Annotated in this window: 13 protein-coding genes; 2 read left to right on the forward strand and 11 right to left on the reverse strand. The window is 66.7% G+C overall.

The annotated features are described in order from the left end of the window. On the reverse strand, positions 1–627 hold a 627-nt coding region (locus AC1DK4_RS39225), incomplete at its 3' end, for an extracellular solute-binding protein (protein ID WP_477132203.1). A gap of 175 nt (positions 628–802) precedes the next feature. On the opposite strand from AC1DK4_RS39225, the gene AC1DK4_RS39230 reads away from it, so the two are divergent. Beyond that, complete coding sequence (locus AC1DK4_RS39230) at positions 803–1,594, forward strand: HAD-IIB family hydrolase (RefSeq protein WP_441623656.1); 792 nt, start codon at positions 803–805, stop codon at positions 1,592–1,594. Positions 1,595–1,673: 79 nt separating this feature from the next. Here AC1DK4_RS39230 and ntrC read toward each other — a convergent pair whose 3' ends face one another. The 4 genes from ntrC to AC1DK4_RS39250 all read right to left on the reverse strand — a co-directional run bounded on the left by ntrC (position 1,674) and on the right by AC1DK4_RS39250 (position 6,611). After that, positions 1,674–3,227, reverse strand: coding sequence for a nitrogen regulation protein NR(I) (gene ntrC, locus AC1DK4_RS39235; RefSeq protein ID WP_441623655.1), 1,554 nt, complete (start codon positions 3,225–3,227; stop codon positions 1,674–1,676). Between the two features lie 112 nt (positions 3,228–3,339). Beyond that, the gene (glnL, locus tag AC1DK4_RS39240) at positions 3,340–4,491 is read right to left on the reverse strand and encodes a nitrogen regulation protein NR(II) (protein ID WP_477132204.1); all 1,152 of its coding nucleotides are present in this window, start codon (positions 4,489–4,491) and stop codon (positions 3,340–3,342) included. A gap of 4 nt (positions 4,492–4,495) precedes the next feature. After that, positions 4,496–5,062, reverse strand: coding sequence for a DUF4124 domain-containing protein (locus AC1DK4_RS39245; RefSeq protein ID WP_441623651.1), 567 nt, complete (start codon positions 5,060–5,062; stop codon positions 4,496–4,498). A 133-nt stretch (positions 5,063–5,195) separates the two neighbouring features. After that, positions 5,196–6,611 carry a 3-hydroxylaminophenol mutase gene (locus tag AC1DK4_RS39250; protein ID WP_477132205.1) on the reverse strand — a complete coding sequence of 472 codons (1,416 nt, stop codon included), beginning with the start codon at positions 6,609–6,611 and terminating at the stop codon, positions 5,196–5,198. Between the two features lie 550 nt (positions 6,612–7,161). Here AC1DK4_RS39250 and AC1DK4_RS39255 point away from each other — a divergent pair. Then, the gene (locus AC1DK4_RS39255; protein WP_441623647.1) at positions 7,162–7,626 is read left to right on the forward strand and encodes a rhodanese-like domain-containing protein; all 465 of its coding nucleotides are present in this window, start codon (positions 7,162–7,164) and stop codon (positions 7,624–7,626) included. Positions 7,627–7,729: 103 nt separating this feature from the next. On the opposite strand, the gene AC1DK4_RS39260 is transcribed toward AC1DK4_RS39255, so the two are convergent. From AC1DK4_RS39260 to hrpA, 6 genes are all read right to left on the reverse strand, one after another. Then, on the reverse strand, positions 7,730–8,563 hold the full coding sequence (locus AC1DK4_RS39260) for a competence/damage-inducible protein A (protein ID WP_441623645.1): 834 nt from the start codon (positions 8,561–8,563) through the stop codon (positions 7,730–7,732). Between the two features lie 12 nt (positions 8,564–8,575). After that, positions 8,576–9,445, reverse strand: a complete 870-nt coding sequence (locus tag AC1DK4_RS39265) for an EI24 domain-containing protein (RefSeq protein WP_441623643.1) — start codon at positions 9,443–9,445, stop codon at positions 8,576–8,578. Positions 9,446–9,576: 131 nt separating this feature from the next. Continuing rightward, positions 9,577–10,551 (reverse strand): sterol desaturase family protein, encoded by a 975-nt coding sequence (locus tag AC1DK4_RS39270; RefSeq protein ID WP_441623641.1) that lies wholly within the window; start codon positions 10,549–10,551, stop codon positions 9,577–9,579. Next, on the reverse strand, positions 10,551–11,489 hold the full coding sequence (locus AC1DK4_RS39275; RefSeq protein WP_441623640.1) for a polysaccharide deacetylase family protein: 939 nt from the start codon (positions 11,487–11,489) through the stop codon (positions 10,551–10,553). The genes AC1DK4_RS39270 and AC1DK4_RS39275 overlap by 1 nt, the downstream gene beginning before the upstream one ends. A gap of 118 nt (positions 11,490–11,607) precedes the next feature. Continuing rightward, a complete protein-coding gene (locus AC1DK4_RS39280; protein WP_441623669.1) occupies positions 11,608–12,594 on the reverse strand; it encodes a YVTN family beta-propeller repeat protein in 987 nt (328 codons plus the stop codon). Between the two features lie 512 nt (positions 12,595–13,106). After that, positions 13,107–16,989 (reverse strand): ATP-dependent RNA helicase HrpA (gene hrpA / locus AC1DK4_RS39285; RefSeq protein WP_477132206.1); only part of this gene is annotated, 3,883 nt, incomplete at its 5' end.

A 16,989-nucleotide genomic window follows, 5' to 3' on the forward strand; every position in this document is an offset into this window, starting at 1 on the left:
CAGCGTGTTGTGCCAGGCCGAGAAGCTCTCCAGGTGCACCCAGCCCTGCCAGTCGGTGGTGTACGCGCACTGGCCGCCCGACGCCTTGATCTTGGCCGAGTACTGCATCACTTCGGGCCAGGTCTTGGGCGGCTTGCTGGCGTCCAGGCCCGCCTTCTTGAAGGCGTCCTTGTTGTAATAGAAGACCGTGGTCGAGCTGTTGAACGGGAACGACAGCATCTCGCCCTTGGACGAGGTGTAGTAGCCGGCAACCGCGGGGATGTAGATCTTCTGGTCGAACTTCTCGCCCGCGTCCTTCATCACCGTCGATACCGGCTTGATGGCGCCCTTGGCGCTCATCATGGTGGCCGTGCCCACTTCGAAGACCTGCAGGATGGCCGGCTGCGTGCCGGCGCGGAAGGCGGCAATGCCGGCCGCCATGGTCTCGTCGTAGCTACCCTTGTTGACCGGCACGATCTTGTAGTCGGACTGGCTGGCATTGAACTTGTCGGCGATCTCGTTCACCTTGTCGTTCAGCGCGCCCTGCATGGCATGCCACCACTGGATCTCGACAGCGGCGTGCGCGGTGCCGGCGCCCGCCAGCACGGCAAAGGCCGCGATCTTCAGCACGGTACGTTGGAAGGTCATCGACAGCTCTCCTGGTTGTTATTTCAGTTCGGGAAAAAATCGACCGACTGTATGCAGTTTTTGTGACAGCCGGATGTTACTCCGCCTTGTTGGATTGGAAAACCGGGCAAATCCACTAAATGACAATAATATGACAACGTTTTGTCGGTGGCTTGACAGGGTAGAATCCGGGGCTATGCAAGCCATCCAGACCCTTCCCGCCCCGGCGTTGCGCCGCGTGCGCGGCGTGCTCACCGACATCGACGGCACCATCACCACCGACGGCAGGCTGCCGGCTGCCACCTACCTCGCGCTGGACCGTCTCAAGCAGGCGGGCCTGCACGTGATCCCGGTCACCGGCCGCTGCATCGCCTGGGCCGAGATCCTGACGCGCCTGTGGCCGGTGGATGCCATCATCGGCGAGAACGGCGCCTTCTATTCCCACCTGCGCAGCGGCAAGCTGGTTACCCGCTACCTGGACGACGCCACCACGCGGACAGCCAACCTCGAGCGCATCCATGCGCTGGGCCAGCGCATCCTGCAGGCGGTCCCCGGCTGCGCGCTGGCCTCCGACCAGGCCTGGCACGCGGCCGACCTGGCCATCGACCATGCCGAGGACGTCGCCCCCCTGCCCCCGCCCGCGGTCGACCGGATCGTCGCGCTGATGCGCGATGCCGGCATGACGGCCACGGTCAGCTCGATCCACGTCAACGGCTGGTTCGGCGCGCACGACAAGCTCAGCATGAGCAAGCTGTGCGCAGCCGAGCTGCTCGGCGCGGATCTCGACGCCGAACGCGACGAATGGCTGTTTATCGGCGACTCGGCGAACGACGCCACCATGTTCGCCCACTTTCCCCTGTCGGTCGGGGTCGCCAACATCCGCGACATTCTGCCGCAACTGCCGGCCAGGCCCGCCTACCTGACGCAGGCGGCTTGCGGCGAGGGATTTGCGGAAATGGCAGAACTGCTGCTGGCGGCACGAGGCTGACGCGCGCGCGTAGCGCGCATCAAATGAATACGGCCGGGACAAACCCGGCCGTATTCATTTCCGCGCTGCGGCAAAGCCGTCAGTCGAAGCCCAGTTCCTGCAGCTTGCGGGTGATCGTATTGCGCCCGATCCCCAGGCGGGTGGCCGCCTCCACCCGGCGCCCGCGGGTCACGCCGAGCGCCGCCTCCAGCACCGCCTTCTCGAAGCGGCGCGTCAGCGCATCCATCACCTCGGGCTGGCCGGATTCGAGCATGGCGCGCGCCTCGCCCGCCAGCAGGTTTTCCCAGCCGGCAAGCGCGCTCGCCGAGGCCGCGCGGCCGGCGAAGGCCAGCGCGGCATCAGGCTCCCCGGCCATCCCGGGGGGCGCTGCGCCGTAGTCCACCGGGTCGTGGCCGTCGGCCTCGTCCGCCCGGCTTTCGGCGCGCGCATCGAGCGCCCGCGCCATGCCCGCACCCGCGCCGTTGCCACCCTGCGGCGTGCCACCGCCGATCATCTCGCGCGGCAGGTCCTTGACCTCGATGGTCTGCGCCGGCGCCATCACGGTCAGCCAGTTGCAGAGGTTCTCCAGCTGGCGGACGTTGCCGGGGAACGGCAGCGTGCTGACATAGGTCAAGGCCTCGTCCGCCATGCGCTTGGGCTCCACGCCCAGTTCCTTGGCGCTCTTCTGCAGGAAATGACGGGCCAGCAGGGTGATGTCCTCCGGCCGCTCGCGCAGCGGCGGCAGGCGCAGGCGGATCACGTTGAGGCGGTGGAACAAGTCCTCGCGGAACAGTCCTTCCTTGACGCGCGTCTCCAGGTTCTGGTGGGTGGCGGCAATCACGCGCACATTGGCGCGCAGCGGATTGTGCCCGCCCACGCGGTAGAAGTTGCCGTCGGACAGCACGCGCAGCAGGCGCGTCTGCAGGTCGAACGGCATGTCGCCGATTTCGTCGAGGAACAGCGTGCCGCCCTCGGCCTGCTCGAAGCGGCCGCGGCGCATGGTCTGCGCGCCGGTGAAGGCGCCGCGCTCATGGCCGAACAGTTCGGATTCAAGCAGGTCTTTCGGGATGGCCGCGGTGTTCAGCGCGATGAAGGGGCCGTTGGCACGCGGGCTGTGCTTGTGCAGCGCCTGCGCCACCAGCTCCTTGCCGGTGCCGGACTCGCCGGTGATCAGCACGGTCACGTTGGACTGCGACAGGCGGCCGATGGCGCGGAACACGTCCTGCATGGCGGGCGCCTGGCCGAGGATCTCGGGGGCGTCCACCAGGCGGTCTTCCATCTCCTCCTCGCGCAGGCTTTCCTGCAGCGCGCGGCGGATCAGCTCGACCGCCTTGTCCACGTCGAAGGGCTTGGCCAGGTATTCGAAGGCGCCGCCCTGGAACGCGGCTACCGCGCTGTCCAGGTCGGAGTAGGCCGTCATCACGATGACGGGCAGCCCCGGGTGGCGCGCCTTGAGCGCTTGCAGCAGATCCAGGCCCGAGCCACCCGGCATGCGGATATCGGAGATCAGGACTTGCGGCTCGTCGTCTTCGAGCGCGGCGAGTACGTCGCGCACATTGGTAAAGCTGCGCGAGAGCAGGCTTTCACGGGCGAGGGCTTTCTCAAGAACCCAGCGGATTGATTGATCGTCGTCGACTATCCAGATCGGCTTCATGTGCGTCGCTTGTCTGCTCGGTGTCATTCGGTCTTCCGCGTTCCTGTCTGCACGCCACCTGAGGCACCGGGAGGCAGCAATCGTTGAGGCAATGCCAATTGCTTTCGCCAGGTCAATGCAGGGGCAGCAGGATACGGAAGTCGGTACAGCCAGGCCGGCTCTCACATTCGATCAAGCCCTCGTGCTGCTGCACGAAGGTTTGAGCGAGTGTGAGACCGAGGCCGCTGCCGCCGTCCCTACCCGACACCAGCGGATAGAAGATGCGTTCGCGAATATCCTCGGGGATGCCCGGACCGTTATCGATGACATGCAAGTCCAATGCCAGCTTGAACAGACGCTTGGCAATTGTCACCTGGCGGGCCACGCGCGTGCGCAGGACGATCTGCGCATCGCCGCGCCCGATGCGCTCGGCCAGCGCCTGCGCAGCGTTGTGGACGATGTTGAGCACGGCCTGGATCAGTTGCTCCATGTCGCCGCGCAGGTCCGGCAGGCTGGCGTCGTAGTCGCGCACGATATCCAGCCCGGACGGGAATTCGGCCAGCACCACCGAACGCACGCGCTCCAGCACCTCGTGGATATTGAGGTCCGACACGATATGCGGATGCCGGTKCGGCTCCAGCAGCCGGTCCACCAGCGTCTGCAGGCGATCCGACTCCTTGATGATGACCTGGGTGTATTCGCGCAGCGAGCGGTCCGGCAGCTCAAACTCCAGCAGCTGCGCCGCGCCGCGGATGCCACCCAGCGGGTTCTTGATCTCGTGGGCGAGGTTGCGGATCAGTTCCTTGTTGGCCGAGGTCAGGTCGAGGATGCGTTCCTCGCGCTCGCTGCGCACCTTCTGCTCGTTGGGCAACATCTCCACCAGCACGGTGTCGGGGTTGGCCTCCAGCGCGCCGATCACCACGTGCGCGTGGGTCGGCTCCTGCAAGGGCGGGTGCAGCACCACGTCCTGGCGGCGCGCATCGAACTGCCGCGAGAGCACCGTATCGATCATGCTGCCGAGCTCTTCCGAGGCGCCGAACAGGTCCGCCAGCGACAGCTCCACCATGGCCTTGCGCGATACCGCGAAGCTCGCTTCGGCCGCCGGGTTGGCGTAGACGATGCGCATGCCCGGCTGGCGCACCAGCAGGACCGGGTTGGCGATCACGTCCAGGCCCTGGCGATAGGAAACATCGCCCAACGGCAGCACCGCGGCCCCGCCCTCGGGCGGATTGCCGGCTCCGGCCGAAGCCACCTTGCGGGAGACGCTGCGAATCAGGCGACGCATGAGACTAGTCCTTCAGGTTGGAAAGTTCGCGCCGCAACGATGCGGCATTGGCCTCGCCGCGCGCGATGTCGTCACGCAGCGCGGCGGTGCGGTCCAGGTACCGCTGGTAGTTGCGCTCGTTGCCCTGGCGCTCGGGCTGGCCGTTGTTGTACTCGGCGCGCAGCCCGGCCAGCTTGGCCTCCTCGCTCTGCAGTTCCTGCTCGAGCACGGCGCGGCGCTCGCCGTCGCGGCTCTTCTGCGTGGCGCTGTCCACCCGCGGGAAGGTCGCGGGCGTGGTGGCCGGCGCGCTGCCCTTGGCCGCGCCGGCGGCGGAGACGCGCGTGCCCGGCACGGTGGTCACTTCCGGCAGGCTGAGCCGCTTGCAGCCCTTGCCGCCATTGCCGTTGCGGTACTCCGGCACGCCGTTGGGGCCGGCGCAGACATAGATATCACCCGATTGCGCCGGCGCCGGCCGACTCCAGGCCAGCAAGGCCAGCGCCAACATGGCGCATACGGCCGCCGGCGCACGCATGCGGGCACCGAAGCGGGGCATCGGGTGGAGCTGGGAGTGCGGAAAGTCGAGCGCGTCCATTGACATCAGCAAGGGAGGTGGAAAAGGAGCCCCATTCTAGCCATCAATCCAGGCTTCAAAACAAAAAGGGACAGCCGAAGCCGCCCCTTCCTGGTGCAACTGTTGCCCGGTCACAACCAGGCAACGTCCCGCCTTACAGCGAGTAGTACATTTCGAACTCGATCGGGTGCGTGGTCATGCGGAAGCGGGTGACTTCTTCCATCTTCAGTTCGATGTAGGCATCGATCATGGAGTTGGAGAAGACGCCGCCGCGCGTCAGGAACTCGCGGTCGTTGTCGAGGTATTCCAGGGCCTGGTCGAGGCTCGAGCAGACGGTCGGGATCTTTGCATCCTCTTCCGGCGGCAGGTCGTACAGGTTCTTGTCGGCAGCTTCGCCCGGGTGGATCTTGTTCATCACGCCGTCCAGGCCGGCCATCAGCAGCGCCGAGAAGCCCAGGTACGGGTTCATCAGCGGATCCGGGAAGCGCGTTTCGATACGGCGGCCCTTCGGGTTCGCCACATACGGAATGCGGATCGAAGCCGAGCGGTTGCGGGCCGAGTAGGCCAGCTTCACCGGTGCCTCGAAGCCCGGGACCAGGCGCTTGTACGAGTTCGTGCCCGGGTTGGTGATGGCGTTCAGCGCGCGAGCGTGCTTGATGATGCCGCCGATGWAGTACAGCGCGAATTCCGACAGGCCGGCGTAGCCGTTGCCCGCGAACAGGTTCTGGCCGTCCTTCCACACGGACTGGTGCACGTGCATGCCCGAACCGTTGTCACCCACGACCGGCTTCGGCATGAAGGTGGCGGTCTTGCCGTAGGTGTGCGCGACGTTCTGGATCACGTACTTCTGCAGCTGCGTCCAGTCGGCGCGCTGCACCAGCGTGCTGAACCGGGTGCCGATTTCGTTCTGGCCCTGGCCAGCCACTTCGTGGTGGTGGACTTCCACGGGGATGCCCAGCGATTCCAGGATCAGGCACATTTCCGAACGGATGTCCTGGAAGGTGTCGATCGGGGCGACCGGGAAGTAGCCGCCCTTCTTGCCCGGACGGTGGCCGCTGTTGCCGTGCTCGAATTCCTTGCCCGACGACCACGGTGCTTCTTCCGAGTGGATCTTGACAGCGCAACCCTGCATGTCAATGTTCCAGGTCACGCCGTCGAAGATGAAGAATTCGGGTTCCGGACCGAAGTAGGCGGTGTCGCCCAGGCCGGTGCTCTTCAGGTACGCCTCGGCGCGCTTGGCGATCGAGCGCGGGTCGCGGTCGTAGCCCTTGCCATCCGACGGCTCGACCACGTCGCAGGTCAGCACCAGGGTCGGTTCTTCGTAAAACGGATCGATGTTGGCGGTAACCGGATCCGGCATCAGCAGCATGTCCGAAGCCTCGATACCCTTCCAGCCGGCGATCGACGAGCCGTCGAATGCGTGGCCGCTTTCGAACTTGTCTTCGTCGAAGTGCGACACGGGTACCGACACGTGTTGCTCTTTGCCTTTGGTATCGGTGAAACGGAAATCGACGAACTTGACGTCGTTTTCCTTCACAAGCTTCATCACATCTGCAACGCTGTGGGCCATGCCTATCTCCTGGAAATTCGGCTGAAGTCTAGAAAGCCATTCTTGCGTCGGTCTTCGTCACACCCCGCCTGCAAGGCTTGGGGACTGCGCAAAAACCGGCCACGAAAGGGACGAGGAATGTTAGCAGAAAGCATGCCAAGGGAAGACCCTGATTACCCCTGCGTTCCCGAAAAAAGTGCAATTGGACGGCCCCAGGCAGGCCTTCGGACGGTGCCAGGGTGGCGCATGTGGCATATGCAAAATCTCGCTGCCCAGGCAGGCCGCGCGAGCCCCGCAGGCGCGCATCCGGCAGGGCCCGCGGAAACACCAAAACAGTGCAATACAGCGCGAAAATGCACCATCAATGTGCCACCACGCAAATGATGATCTGTTTTGGTGCGCTCGCCACCAGGTTGCCTGCTTGCGGTGCATGCACCCGGCATTCCTGGCCGCGGCCGACCGCCGCCCAAACCTGCCGGGCCCGGCCCGCGGCGCGCTAGAATACCCGTCGGGGCGCTCCATTGCCCTATGGCGCCGTGGCGCCACTCCACCTTTCGATCTTGTCACCCAGATGACCACCCGAGACGACCTTCTCCAAGCCGCGCGCCAGCGCCAGCAGCAAAACCAGCTCCCCTATTTCGGCGCCCTCTCGCCGCAAGAAGCGTTTGCCCTGCTGCAGAACGATCCCGCCGCCGTGATGGTGGACGTGCGCACGCAGGCGGAACTGGACTGGATCGGCGGGCCGGACCTGCCGGAAGCCCAGTCCGCGCACGTCGAATGGATGAGCTACCCGGGCGGCGCGCAGAACGCGGCCTTCCTCGAGCAGCTCAAGGCGCGGGTACCGACCGATGTACCCGTGCTGTTCCTGTGCCGCAGCGCGGCGCGCTCCAAGCACGCGGCGCGCGTGGCGACCGAGGCCGGCTACCAGTTTGCGATGGATGTGCTCGAAGGCTTCGAGGGCAACCGCGATGAGCATCATCACCGCAAGACGACGGAAGGCTGGTGCGTGCGCGGATTGCCGTGGCACGGCGCCTGACGGGCGGCAACACCGCCAGGCCCCGGCCGGGCGGCAAGCAAAACGGGACAGCATGGCTGTCCCGTTTTTCATTCGATGACCGTATCACCGCTCAGTCCGCCGCTCAGTCTGCCGCGGGATCGCCCGGCCGCCGCGCCGCGACTTCCACCAGCTCGAAGCCCATCTCGCGCACGCCGTCGCGCAGCATGGCGTAGGCCGGCTCGACGAGATCGCTCGCCCCCTTCACGCCGAGGTCGATATGGCGCCGCGCATAGAGCTCGCCGCGCCTGGCATCGCCTACCGACGGCAGGCTGAACACGCGCACGCCGCCGAACGCTGCCTCGACCCGCTCCATCAGCGGCGTCAGGGTCGATTCGGGCGCCTCGAACACCAGGAACGAACGCTCCTCCTGCACCGCCGTATGGAACAGGTGCGGGTAGTAATGGTCCAGCACCCATTCCATCATCGGCCATGCCATTACCGGGAAGCCGGGCATGAAGTGATGATCGGCTACGGAGAAGCCGGGAATCCGGTTGTAGCTGTTCGGGATGATGCGCGCGCCCGCCGGGAATTCACCCATCTTGAAGCGATGCTGGTTCTCGGGCAGGTTCAGGTCGCCCTTGACCGGATCGCCGGCGGCGGTCTCGACGATGCGCTGGGCGATCAGCTCGCGCGCCTCGGGATGCAACGCCAGCGGCACGCCGAGCGCCGCCGCGGCGCATTGCCGGGTGTGGTCGTCCGGCGTGGCGCCGATGCCGCCGGTGCAGAACACCACGTCGGTGCCGGCAAAGGTGCGGCGCAGCGTGGCGGTGATGCGCGCGCGCTCGTCGCCCACGTACTCTGCCCAGTCCAGCGCCAGCCCACGGGCGGCCAGCAGTTCGATGGCGCGGCGCATGTGCTTGTCTTCGCGCCGCCCCGACAGAATCTCGTCACCAATGACGATCAGGCCGAAACCCATGATGCCCTCGCTTCAGGATTGTTCAATGCGCCGCACGTCGGACGGCGCGAGATCGATGACGTCCGCCGCAGGCGAAGCCGCCACGGCGGCGCGCTCGGCGCGCAACTGCTCCAGCGCGCGCAGGCAGAAATGCCCGAACCACAGCGCCGAGAAGATAAAGATCAGCACATAGAGCCACAGCGTGCCCGCCAGTACGAACGGAAACAGGAAGATCAGCGCCGCCGAGGATACCCAGATCAGCGTCGGTGCCGAGCCCAGCAGCCCGACCGCCACGCCGATCGAGAGCAAGGACGCGCGGTGGCGTTTCATCAGGGTCTTGCGCTCTTCGGCGGTGGCGTGCTCGGCCAGCGCGTCGTAGGTCATCACGCGGTAGGTCAGCCAGCCCCACAGCAACGGCGGGATCAGCGCAAAGAACAGCGGGAACAGCCACAGCGGCAAGGTCACGATCACCAGCAGCAGGAACAGGAAGGTACTGCCGAGCGTCTGCAACACGCTGCCGGCCACGCTGCCGCCCTTGGCCCGCTCCAGCCCGGGATAGCTGCGCTCCAGGTGGCGCATCACCGAAGGCACGGAGAACAGGCTGATGAAGATCAGCATCGAGGCGATCACCAGCGGCACCATCAGCGCGATCACGAACAGCGGCGCCACCACGGCATTGAGCGACTGCATGCCCAGCCAGGCCAGCCCCGCGTAGATCCAGCTGGTGAGCGCCGAGCTTTCGAGGATGCCGCGCGCGGTCGCCATGATGGGCTCCCAGCCCCACAGCAGCAGGCCACCCCACAGCCCCGTCGCCAACACGAAGGGGATGACGGTGAGCATCAGCATGCGCGGATGCAGCTGGCTCATCAGGGCACGACCAAACGCGCGAAAAATATCGTTCATGCAGTGAATTGGATTGCCGCGAAAGCGAAGACAAACAGACTAGCACACGTCACCGGCGCCGGCCGGAGCCTGCCGGCCGGCACATCACCGCCATGGCCAGGCGGGACGCCGCGAGGCGGCGGCGCGGCCCGTCAGCCCAGCCGCAGCAGGCGCTTGATGCCGTACCACTGCTGCGACAGGAAGCCGGTGCCGTAGTTGCGGCTCTTGCCCGCGGGCGGCGGCATCTGGTCGCGGATCCCGGTGGGATAGTAGGCGTCGGTGAACACGGCGGTGCGGAACAGCATGTCCCACCATGGGAAGATCACGCCGTAATTGCAGCCGCCGAGCCGGCCGGGACGGCCGATCGCCTCGTGGCCCACGCCCACCGCGTGGTGGGTGCGGTGAAAGCGCGGCGACACCAGCAGCCGCTCGCCGAGCGCGCCGAAGTGCAGGCGCAGGTTGGCATGCTGCAGGCTCTGCAGAAGCTGCGACAGCGCCACCAGCAGCACGTACTGCGACGGCTCCACGCCGACCGCCAGCGCCACCACGGCGAACACCAGGTCGCGCAGCATGTCGTCGAGCAGGTGGTTGCGGTTGTCGCTCCACAGCGTCATCTGGCGCTGGCTGTGGTGCACGGCGTGCAGGCTCCACCACCAGCGGTAGGTATGCGACAGGCGGTGGTACCAGTAGTCGAGCAGGTCGAACAGCAGCAGGTAGACGAAGAAGCTGACCAGCGGGATCGACGTCACCGCCGGCCACCAGTCCTCCACATTCACGCGCTGCCAGCCAAGCAGGCGCAGCTGGCCTTCGAGCCCGTCCATCAGCGGGCCGAGCAGGAAGAACATCGCCAGCCGGAACAGGCCGAGCCGATGCACGACGGTATAGAGAATGTCGGTGCGGATCGCCCCGCGGTCGGTCACGACCTCGACCGGGCGCAGCTTTTCCAGCGGCCCCAGGATCAGCACCATCACCACGATCTGCACCAGCCCCACCAGCAGCCATTCGGTGCCCGTGAAGGCGTCCTCGGCATAGCCGCCGAAGCCGAGCTGGTAGACCACCGGCAGGATCACGTCCTGGAACAGCGTGGCTTCGACCTGGCCGACCCAGGCGTTGAGCGTGTCCAGCATCACGGTCTCCCCGCCTCGCGGCCCGCCACGGTGGCGCCCTGGCCGCGCAACCACTCGCGATAGGCGGGATGCTCGCGCAGCGTGGCGAAGCAGAAGCCCTTCTGCTCCAGCCCGCTGATCAGCGGCTCGAGCACGCCCGGCGCCCACGGATCCTTGCGCGACCAGATGCCGAGATGCGCCATGGTGATGTCGCCATCGCGCAGGTCGCGCAGCGCGCGCGCCAGCAGCACCTTGTTCGGGAAGCGCTCGGAAGACAATTCATCGCCAAGGAAGCCGGCCGGCGCCCATGCCACGTGCCTGAAGCCGCACTGCTCGGCCCATTGCAGCGTCTGCGGCGCGGTATGGCCGCCCGGCGCGCGCCACAGCGGCGACATCGCGGCGCCGCTCAGCCCGCGCAGTGCCCGCGCGCTGCGCTTGAGTTCGCTGCAAAAGCCCTGCTGGTCCATTGTCACGTCCTGGCCGGCCTGCGCGCCGAACTGCGGGCGCATCGTCACTTTGCCGTCGCGCGTGCCGCGCAGGTAGACGTGGTCGAAGGTGTGGCTGCCGAAGACATGGCCGTCCGCCGCCAGCGTCTTCCAGTACGCGGCCCAGCCCGGGTCGAGCGAGCTGTCCTTGTTGACGGTGGGCTCGTTGGCGAGGAAGAAGGTGGCCTTGATATGGTGGCGGCGCAGCGTGTCGGCGATCAGCGTGGCCTGGCTCATGCTGCCGGTATCGAAGGTCAGGTAGAGCGTGCCGGCACGGCAGGATTGCGGCGCGGCAGGCGCCGGCTGCGCGGGTCCGGCGGCGTTGGCTGAGGTGGCTGAGGTGGCTGAGGTGGCCGACGTGGCCGAGGTGGCGAAACCCGCCGCCGCCGCCGCCAGTGCCAGCCCCGCAACGGCAAACCCGGCCGCCGCGCGTATCACCGCGCGGGCGGGCCGGGGCCGCGAAATCTTGCTCATGATGCCTGTCCTGATGACCTGTGACTGCATTGGAGTGGCGACAGCCATACTAGTTTCGAGTGCCGCGCGGGCCGCCGCGTTCCGTGCGGCGCCGCGCCCGCCACGCCCGGCTCAATACTCAATACAAAGGCGCGCGCGTGCGGAAGTAAATGCCGTGCGGCGAACGGCCGACGCGGATGGTCTTGACCAGCTTGCGGCTGGCCACGTCGACCAGGCCGACCGAGCGTGCCCAGCGGAAGCTCACCCACAGCGTCTTGCCGTCCGCGGTGAGCTCCATGTCATCGGGACCGGCAGGCAGGCCGGTGATATCGCCGATCTTGGTCAGCGTCTGCTGGTCCAGGATGCTGATCGTGCCGGAGACGCGGTTGGACAGGAACAGGTGGCGCTTGTCGCCCACCGCGCGGAAATTGTGCGCGCCCTTGCCGGTCTGGATCTGCTTGACCACGGTGCGGGTATGCCAGTCGATCACGGCGACGTAGTCGGCGCCGGTCATGCCCACCAGCAGGTACTTCTGGTCAGGCGTCACCCACACCCCGGCGGGTGCCGAGCCGGCGTCCATGCGCCACATCACGGTCTGCGTGGGCAGGTCGATGGCGACCACCTCGTTGGAGTCCTGCAGCGTGATGAAGGCCACGCGGCTATCGGCGGTGAAGGCGATATGGCTCGGTGTCTTGGCCAGCGGCAATTGCTTGGCGATCTTCAGCGCCTTGCCGTCCCAGCGGTACAGGTCGACCCGGTCGAGGCGGTTGCCGGTGGTCAGGAACCATTTCTGGTCGGGCGAGAAACCGATCTGGTAGGGATCGTCGATATTGGGAACGCGCTGCTGGACCTTGCCCGTGACCGGGTCGAGGAAGACCAGGTCATTGCCCACTGCATTGGCGACGATCAGCGATTTGTCGTCGGGCGTGGCGATCAGGTGATGGGGCTCCTTGCCGACCGGGAAGGTCTCGAGCACCTTCTGCATGTCCTTGTCGATCAGCGTGACGGTTGCGTCACCCGAATTGAGCACCACCACCACTTCTGCCGAGGCCGGCGCCGCTGCCATCCCCAGGGACAGGGTACCGATCAAGGCAAACCCGGAAACTACACGACGCAATGCGAGCATAAGACCGTTAAACAATGACTTAATCGAGCATTCTAACGTTTCCGGGTCCTGATCCGATGACGCAGCTCAAGAACTGTTGTCGACGTCAAGGTCAACGTCAACGTCAAAGTCAACGTCAACGTCAACGTCAAAGGCTTTCGCGCCCCCGGCGCGACCTACTTTCTTTTGTCCGAAAAGAAAGTAGGCCAAGAAAGCGGACTCCTGGCCGGAGGGGCAGAAGAATCCAGGGTTTATGGGATTTGCGGATTCGTGGTGGGCGTGTCGGTTCTGCTGGAATCTGCCGGTACCGGCTCGGGCGGCCGCTAGGCTGCGGGCGGTGCTGGTTTCGTGGTGATGCCCCTGGGCGCTGGTGCACTGCTTGTTCGGGCATCTGCCGTTACCGGGTCGGGTGGCCACGGCATCGTGGCGTCGCTGGTTTCGTGGTGGGCGTGGTGGACCGGCTTTCGAGCCGAGGCAGGGAGCCTGGGCTGGGGGGCCTGTGGGCCTGTCATGCCACGCAAAACCAAGCCCCCTCACCTCTGCATCGCCTCCCAAACCTTCTGCAGCCGCTTTACCGACATCGGCACTGGCGTGCGCAGCTCCTGCGCGAACAGCGCCACGCGCAGTTCTTCCAGCATCCAGCGGAACTCGTCCAGGCGCGCATCCTCCACGCCCCTGCCCTGCTGGCGCAACTGCTTCTCGGCGCGCTGCCACTGCTGCAGCAGCGGCGTCATTTCCTGCAGGCGCTGGGTGTCGCGCGCCGGGTCGCCCTTGATCTTGTCGATGCGCATGGCGATGCCTTTCAGGTAGCGCGGGAAATGCACCAGTTGCAGGTAGGGCGTATCGGTCACGAACTGCTTACCCATCAACCGCGCCAGCTGCGCCTCCATATCGGCGTGCGCCGCGGCGAAGGGCTTGGCCTGGATCAGCTTGCGCGGCAGCGTGGCGTACTCGGCCAGCACTGCGCCCACCAGCCGGGCGATCTCCTGCGCCAGCAGGTTCAGGCGCGAACGCCCCTCCTCCTTGCGCGCGGCGAACTCAGCCTCGTTGCGCGGCAGCGGCGCCTGCAGGCAGGCGCGCTCGAGCGCCATCGTCACGATCTGGTCGCGCAGCATTTCCTGCGTGCCCAGCGTCATGTACTGCATCGCCATCTGCTGCAGGCCGGGGATGTTCTTTTCCAGGAACTTCACCTGCTCGCGCAATTGCAGCGCGAACAGGCGGCGCAGGCCGACGTGATGCACGCGCACRGCYTCCTGCGGGTCGTCGAASACYTCCACGTCGCAATGCGCTCCGCGGTCGACCAGCGCCGGATAGCCGAACAGCGTCTGGTTGCCCTTGCGGATTTCCAGCAGCTCCGGCAGCTCGCCGAACGACCAGCCGGTCAGCCCTTCGTACTGGCCGGGTTCGGCCGCCGGCGCCTGCGACGCGGATTGCGCAGCGATGCTCTGGAACGACTGCTGTGCCTGCCCGCCCAGCTCGGCGCGCAGTTGCGCCAGGTTACGGCCCATGTCGAGCTGGCGGCCATGTTCGTCCACCACCTTGAAGTTCATCGCATGGTGGGCCGGCAGCGTCTCCAGCTTGAAGTCCGCGCGCCTGACCATGGTGCCGGTCTGCTCGCGGATATCGGCGATCAGCACGTCGAGCAGCTCGCCCTCGCCGAACGGCCTGCGCTCCACGAAGCCGGCGGCGTAGTCGGGCAGCGGCACGCAATGCCGGCGCAGCTTCTGCGGCAGTGACTTGAGCAGCAGGTGCACCTTCTCCTTGACCATGCCCGGCACCAGCCAGTCGGCCCGCTCCGGGCGCACCTGGTTGAGCGCATACAGCGGCACGGTCAGCGTCACGCCGTCGCGGTGGCTGCCGGGCTCGAAGTGATAGGTCAGCGCCATATCCACGCCCGCCACTGGCATCAGCTTGGGGAACAGGTCCGTGGTAATGCCAGCCGCTTCATGCCGCATCAGCTCTTCGCGGTTCAGGTAGAGCAGCTTGCGGTCACGTGCGCTTTCGGTCTGGTACCACTGCTCGAAGGTGGCCTGCTGGTGGATCTCCGCCGGGATCAGGCGGTCATAGAAGGCGAAGATCAGTTCGTCGTCCACCAGCACGTCCTGCCGGCGCGACTTGTGCTCCAGGTTCTCGATCTCGCGCGTCAGGCGCTGGTTGTGCGCGAAGAACGGCAATTTGGTATCGAACTCGCCTTCCACCAGCCCGCGCCGGATAAACAGCTCGCGCGCCTCCGCCGGGTTCATCGGGCCGTAGTGCACGCGGCGGTGCTGGTAGACCACCAGCCCGTACAGCGTGGCGCGCTCCATGGCCATCACCTGGCCGGACTTCTTCTCCCAGTGCGGATCGCTCCAGCTCACCTTGAGCAGGTGGCGGCCCACCTGCTCGAGCCATTCCGGCTCGATGCGCGCCAGCGTGCGCGCGAACAGCCGGCTGGTCTCGATCAGCTCGGCGCCGATGATCCAGCGGCCCACCTTGCGCGCGATCAGCGAGCCGGGCCACAGGTGGAACTTGATGCCGCGCGCGCCCAGGTATTCGCGCCCGCGGCCGTCGGCCTCTTCGAGCTTGCAGCCTACATTGCCCAGCAGGCCGGTCAGCAGCGCCTTGTGGACCTGCTCGTAAGTGGGCTCGCTCTCGTTGAGGCGCCAGCCCTGCTCGGTCACCGTGGTCAGCAGCTGCGAATGCACGTCGCGCCATTCGCGCAGGCGCACATGCGAGAGGAAGCTGGCGCGGCACTGGTCCTGCAGCTGGCGGTTGGTCTTCTTGTGCGCCACCGCCTCTTCGAACCAGCGCCACATCTTGACCCAGCCCAGGAACTCGGACTTCTCGTCCATGAACTTGCGGTGGGCCTGGTCGGCCGCTTCCTGCGCCTCCTGCGGGCGGTCGCGCGGGTCCTGTACGGATAGCGCGCTGGCGATGATCAGCACTTCGCGCAGGCACTGGTGCTCGCGCGCGGCCAGGATCATGCGGGCCACGCGCGGGTCCAGCGGCAGGCGAGCCAGCTGGCGGCCGGTCTGGGTCAGCGCGTTGGCGTCGTCGCCCACGCTCTCCACCGCGCCCAGCTCCTGCAGCAGCTGGTAGCCGTCGGCAATGGCACGACCCAGCGGCGGCTCGATAAAGGGAAACTCCTCGATCGCGGTCAGCTTGAGCGCCTTCATGCGCAGGATGACCGCGGCCAGCGAGGAGCGCAGGATTTCCGGATCGGTAAAGCGCGCGCGGCCGACGAAATCCGCTTCCTCGTAGAGCCGGATGCATACGCCGTCGGCGACCCGGCCGCAACGGCCGGCACGCTGGTTGGCGGCGGCCTGCGAGATCGCCTCGATCTGCAGCTGCTCGACCTTGTTGCGATAGGAATAGCGCTTGACCCGCGCCATCCCGGTATCCACCACATAGCGGATGCCCGGCACGGTCAGCGAGGTCTCGGCCACATTGGTGGCCAGCACGATGCGGCGTGCATTGGAGGGCCGGAACACACGCTCCTGCTCCTGCACCGACAGGCGCGCGAACAGCGGCAGGATCTCGGTATGCGGCGGATGGTGCTTGCGCAGCGCCTCCGCGGCCTCGCGGATCTCGCGCTCGCCGGGCAGGAACACCAGCACGTCGCCGGGGCCGAGCCGGCAGAGCTCGTCCACGGCCTCGACGATGCCGTCGAACAGGTCGCGGTCCTTGCCCTGCGCCGCCTTGGGCGCACCCTCGCCCGGCGCCGCCTTGTCCTTCTCGATCGGCCGGTAGCGGATTTCGACCGGATACAGGCGCCCGCTCACCTCGATCACCGGCGCCGGCTTGCCGCCCTGCGCGAAATGCTCGGCGAAGCGGTTGGCGTCGATGGTGGCCGAGGTGATGATCAGCTTGAGGTCCGGCCGCTTCGGCAGGATCTCCCTCAGGTAGCCGATCAGGAAATCGATATTGAGGCTGCGTTCGTGCGCCTCGTCGATGATGATGGTGTCGTAGGCCCGCAGCAGCGGATCGTTCTGCGTCTCGGCCAGCAGGATACCGTCGGTCATCAGCTTGACCGAGGCACCCGGCGACATGGTGTCGTTGAAACGCACCTGGTAGCCCACGTGCTCGCCCAGCGGCGTGCCGATCTCCTGCGCGATGCGCTTGGCGGTGGAGGTGGCGGCAATACGCCGCGGCTGGGTGTGGCCGATCAGGCCGCCGCCGCCGTCCGCGCCCGGGCCGCGCCCGATCGACAGGCAGATCTTGGGCAGCTGCGTGGTCTTGCCGGAGCCGGTCTCGCCCGAGACGATCACTACCTGGCTGGCCAGCAGCGCCTGCGCGATCTCCTCGCGGCGGGCCGACACCGGCAGCGCCTCGGGGAACGTAATCGGCGGCAGCGGATTGGCCACGCGGCGCGGCCGGGCTGCACCTGCCTCGGCGCGGGGCCGGCCCTGGCGGCCCTCCCCGGGCGGCCTCGGAGGT

It is taken from the genome of Cupriavidus sp. 05N38 (assembly GCF_056397345.1).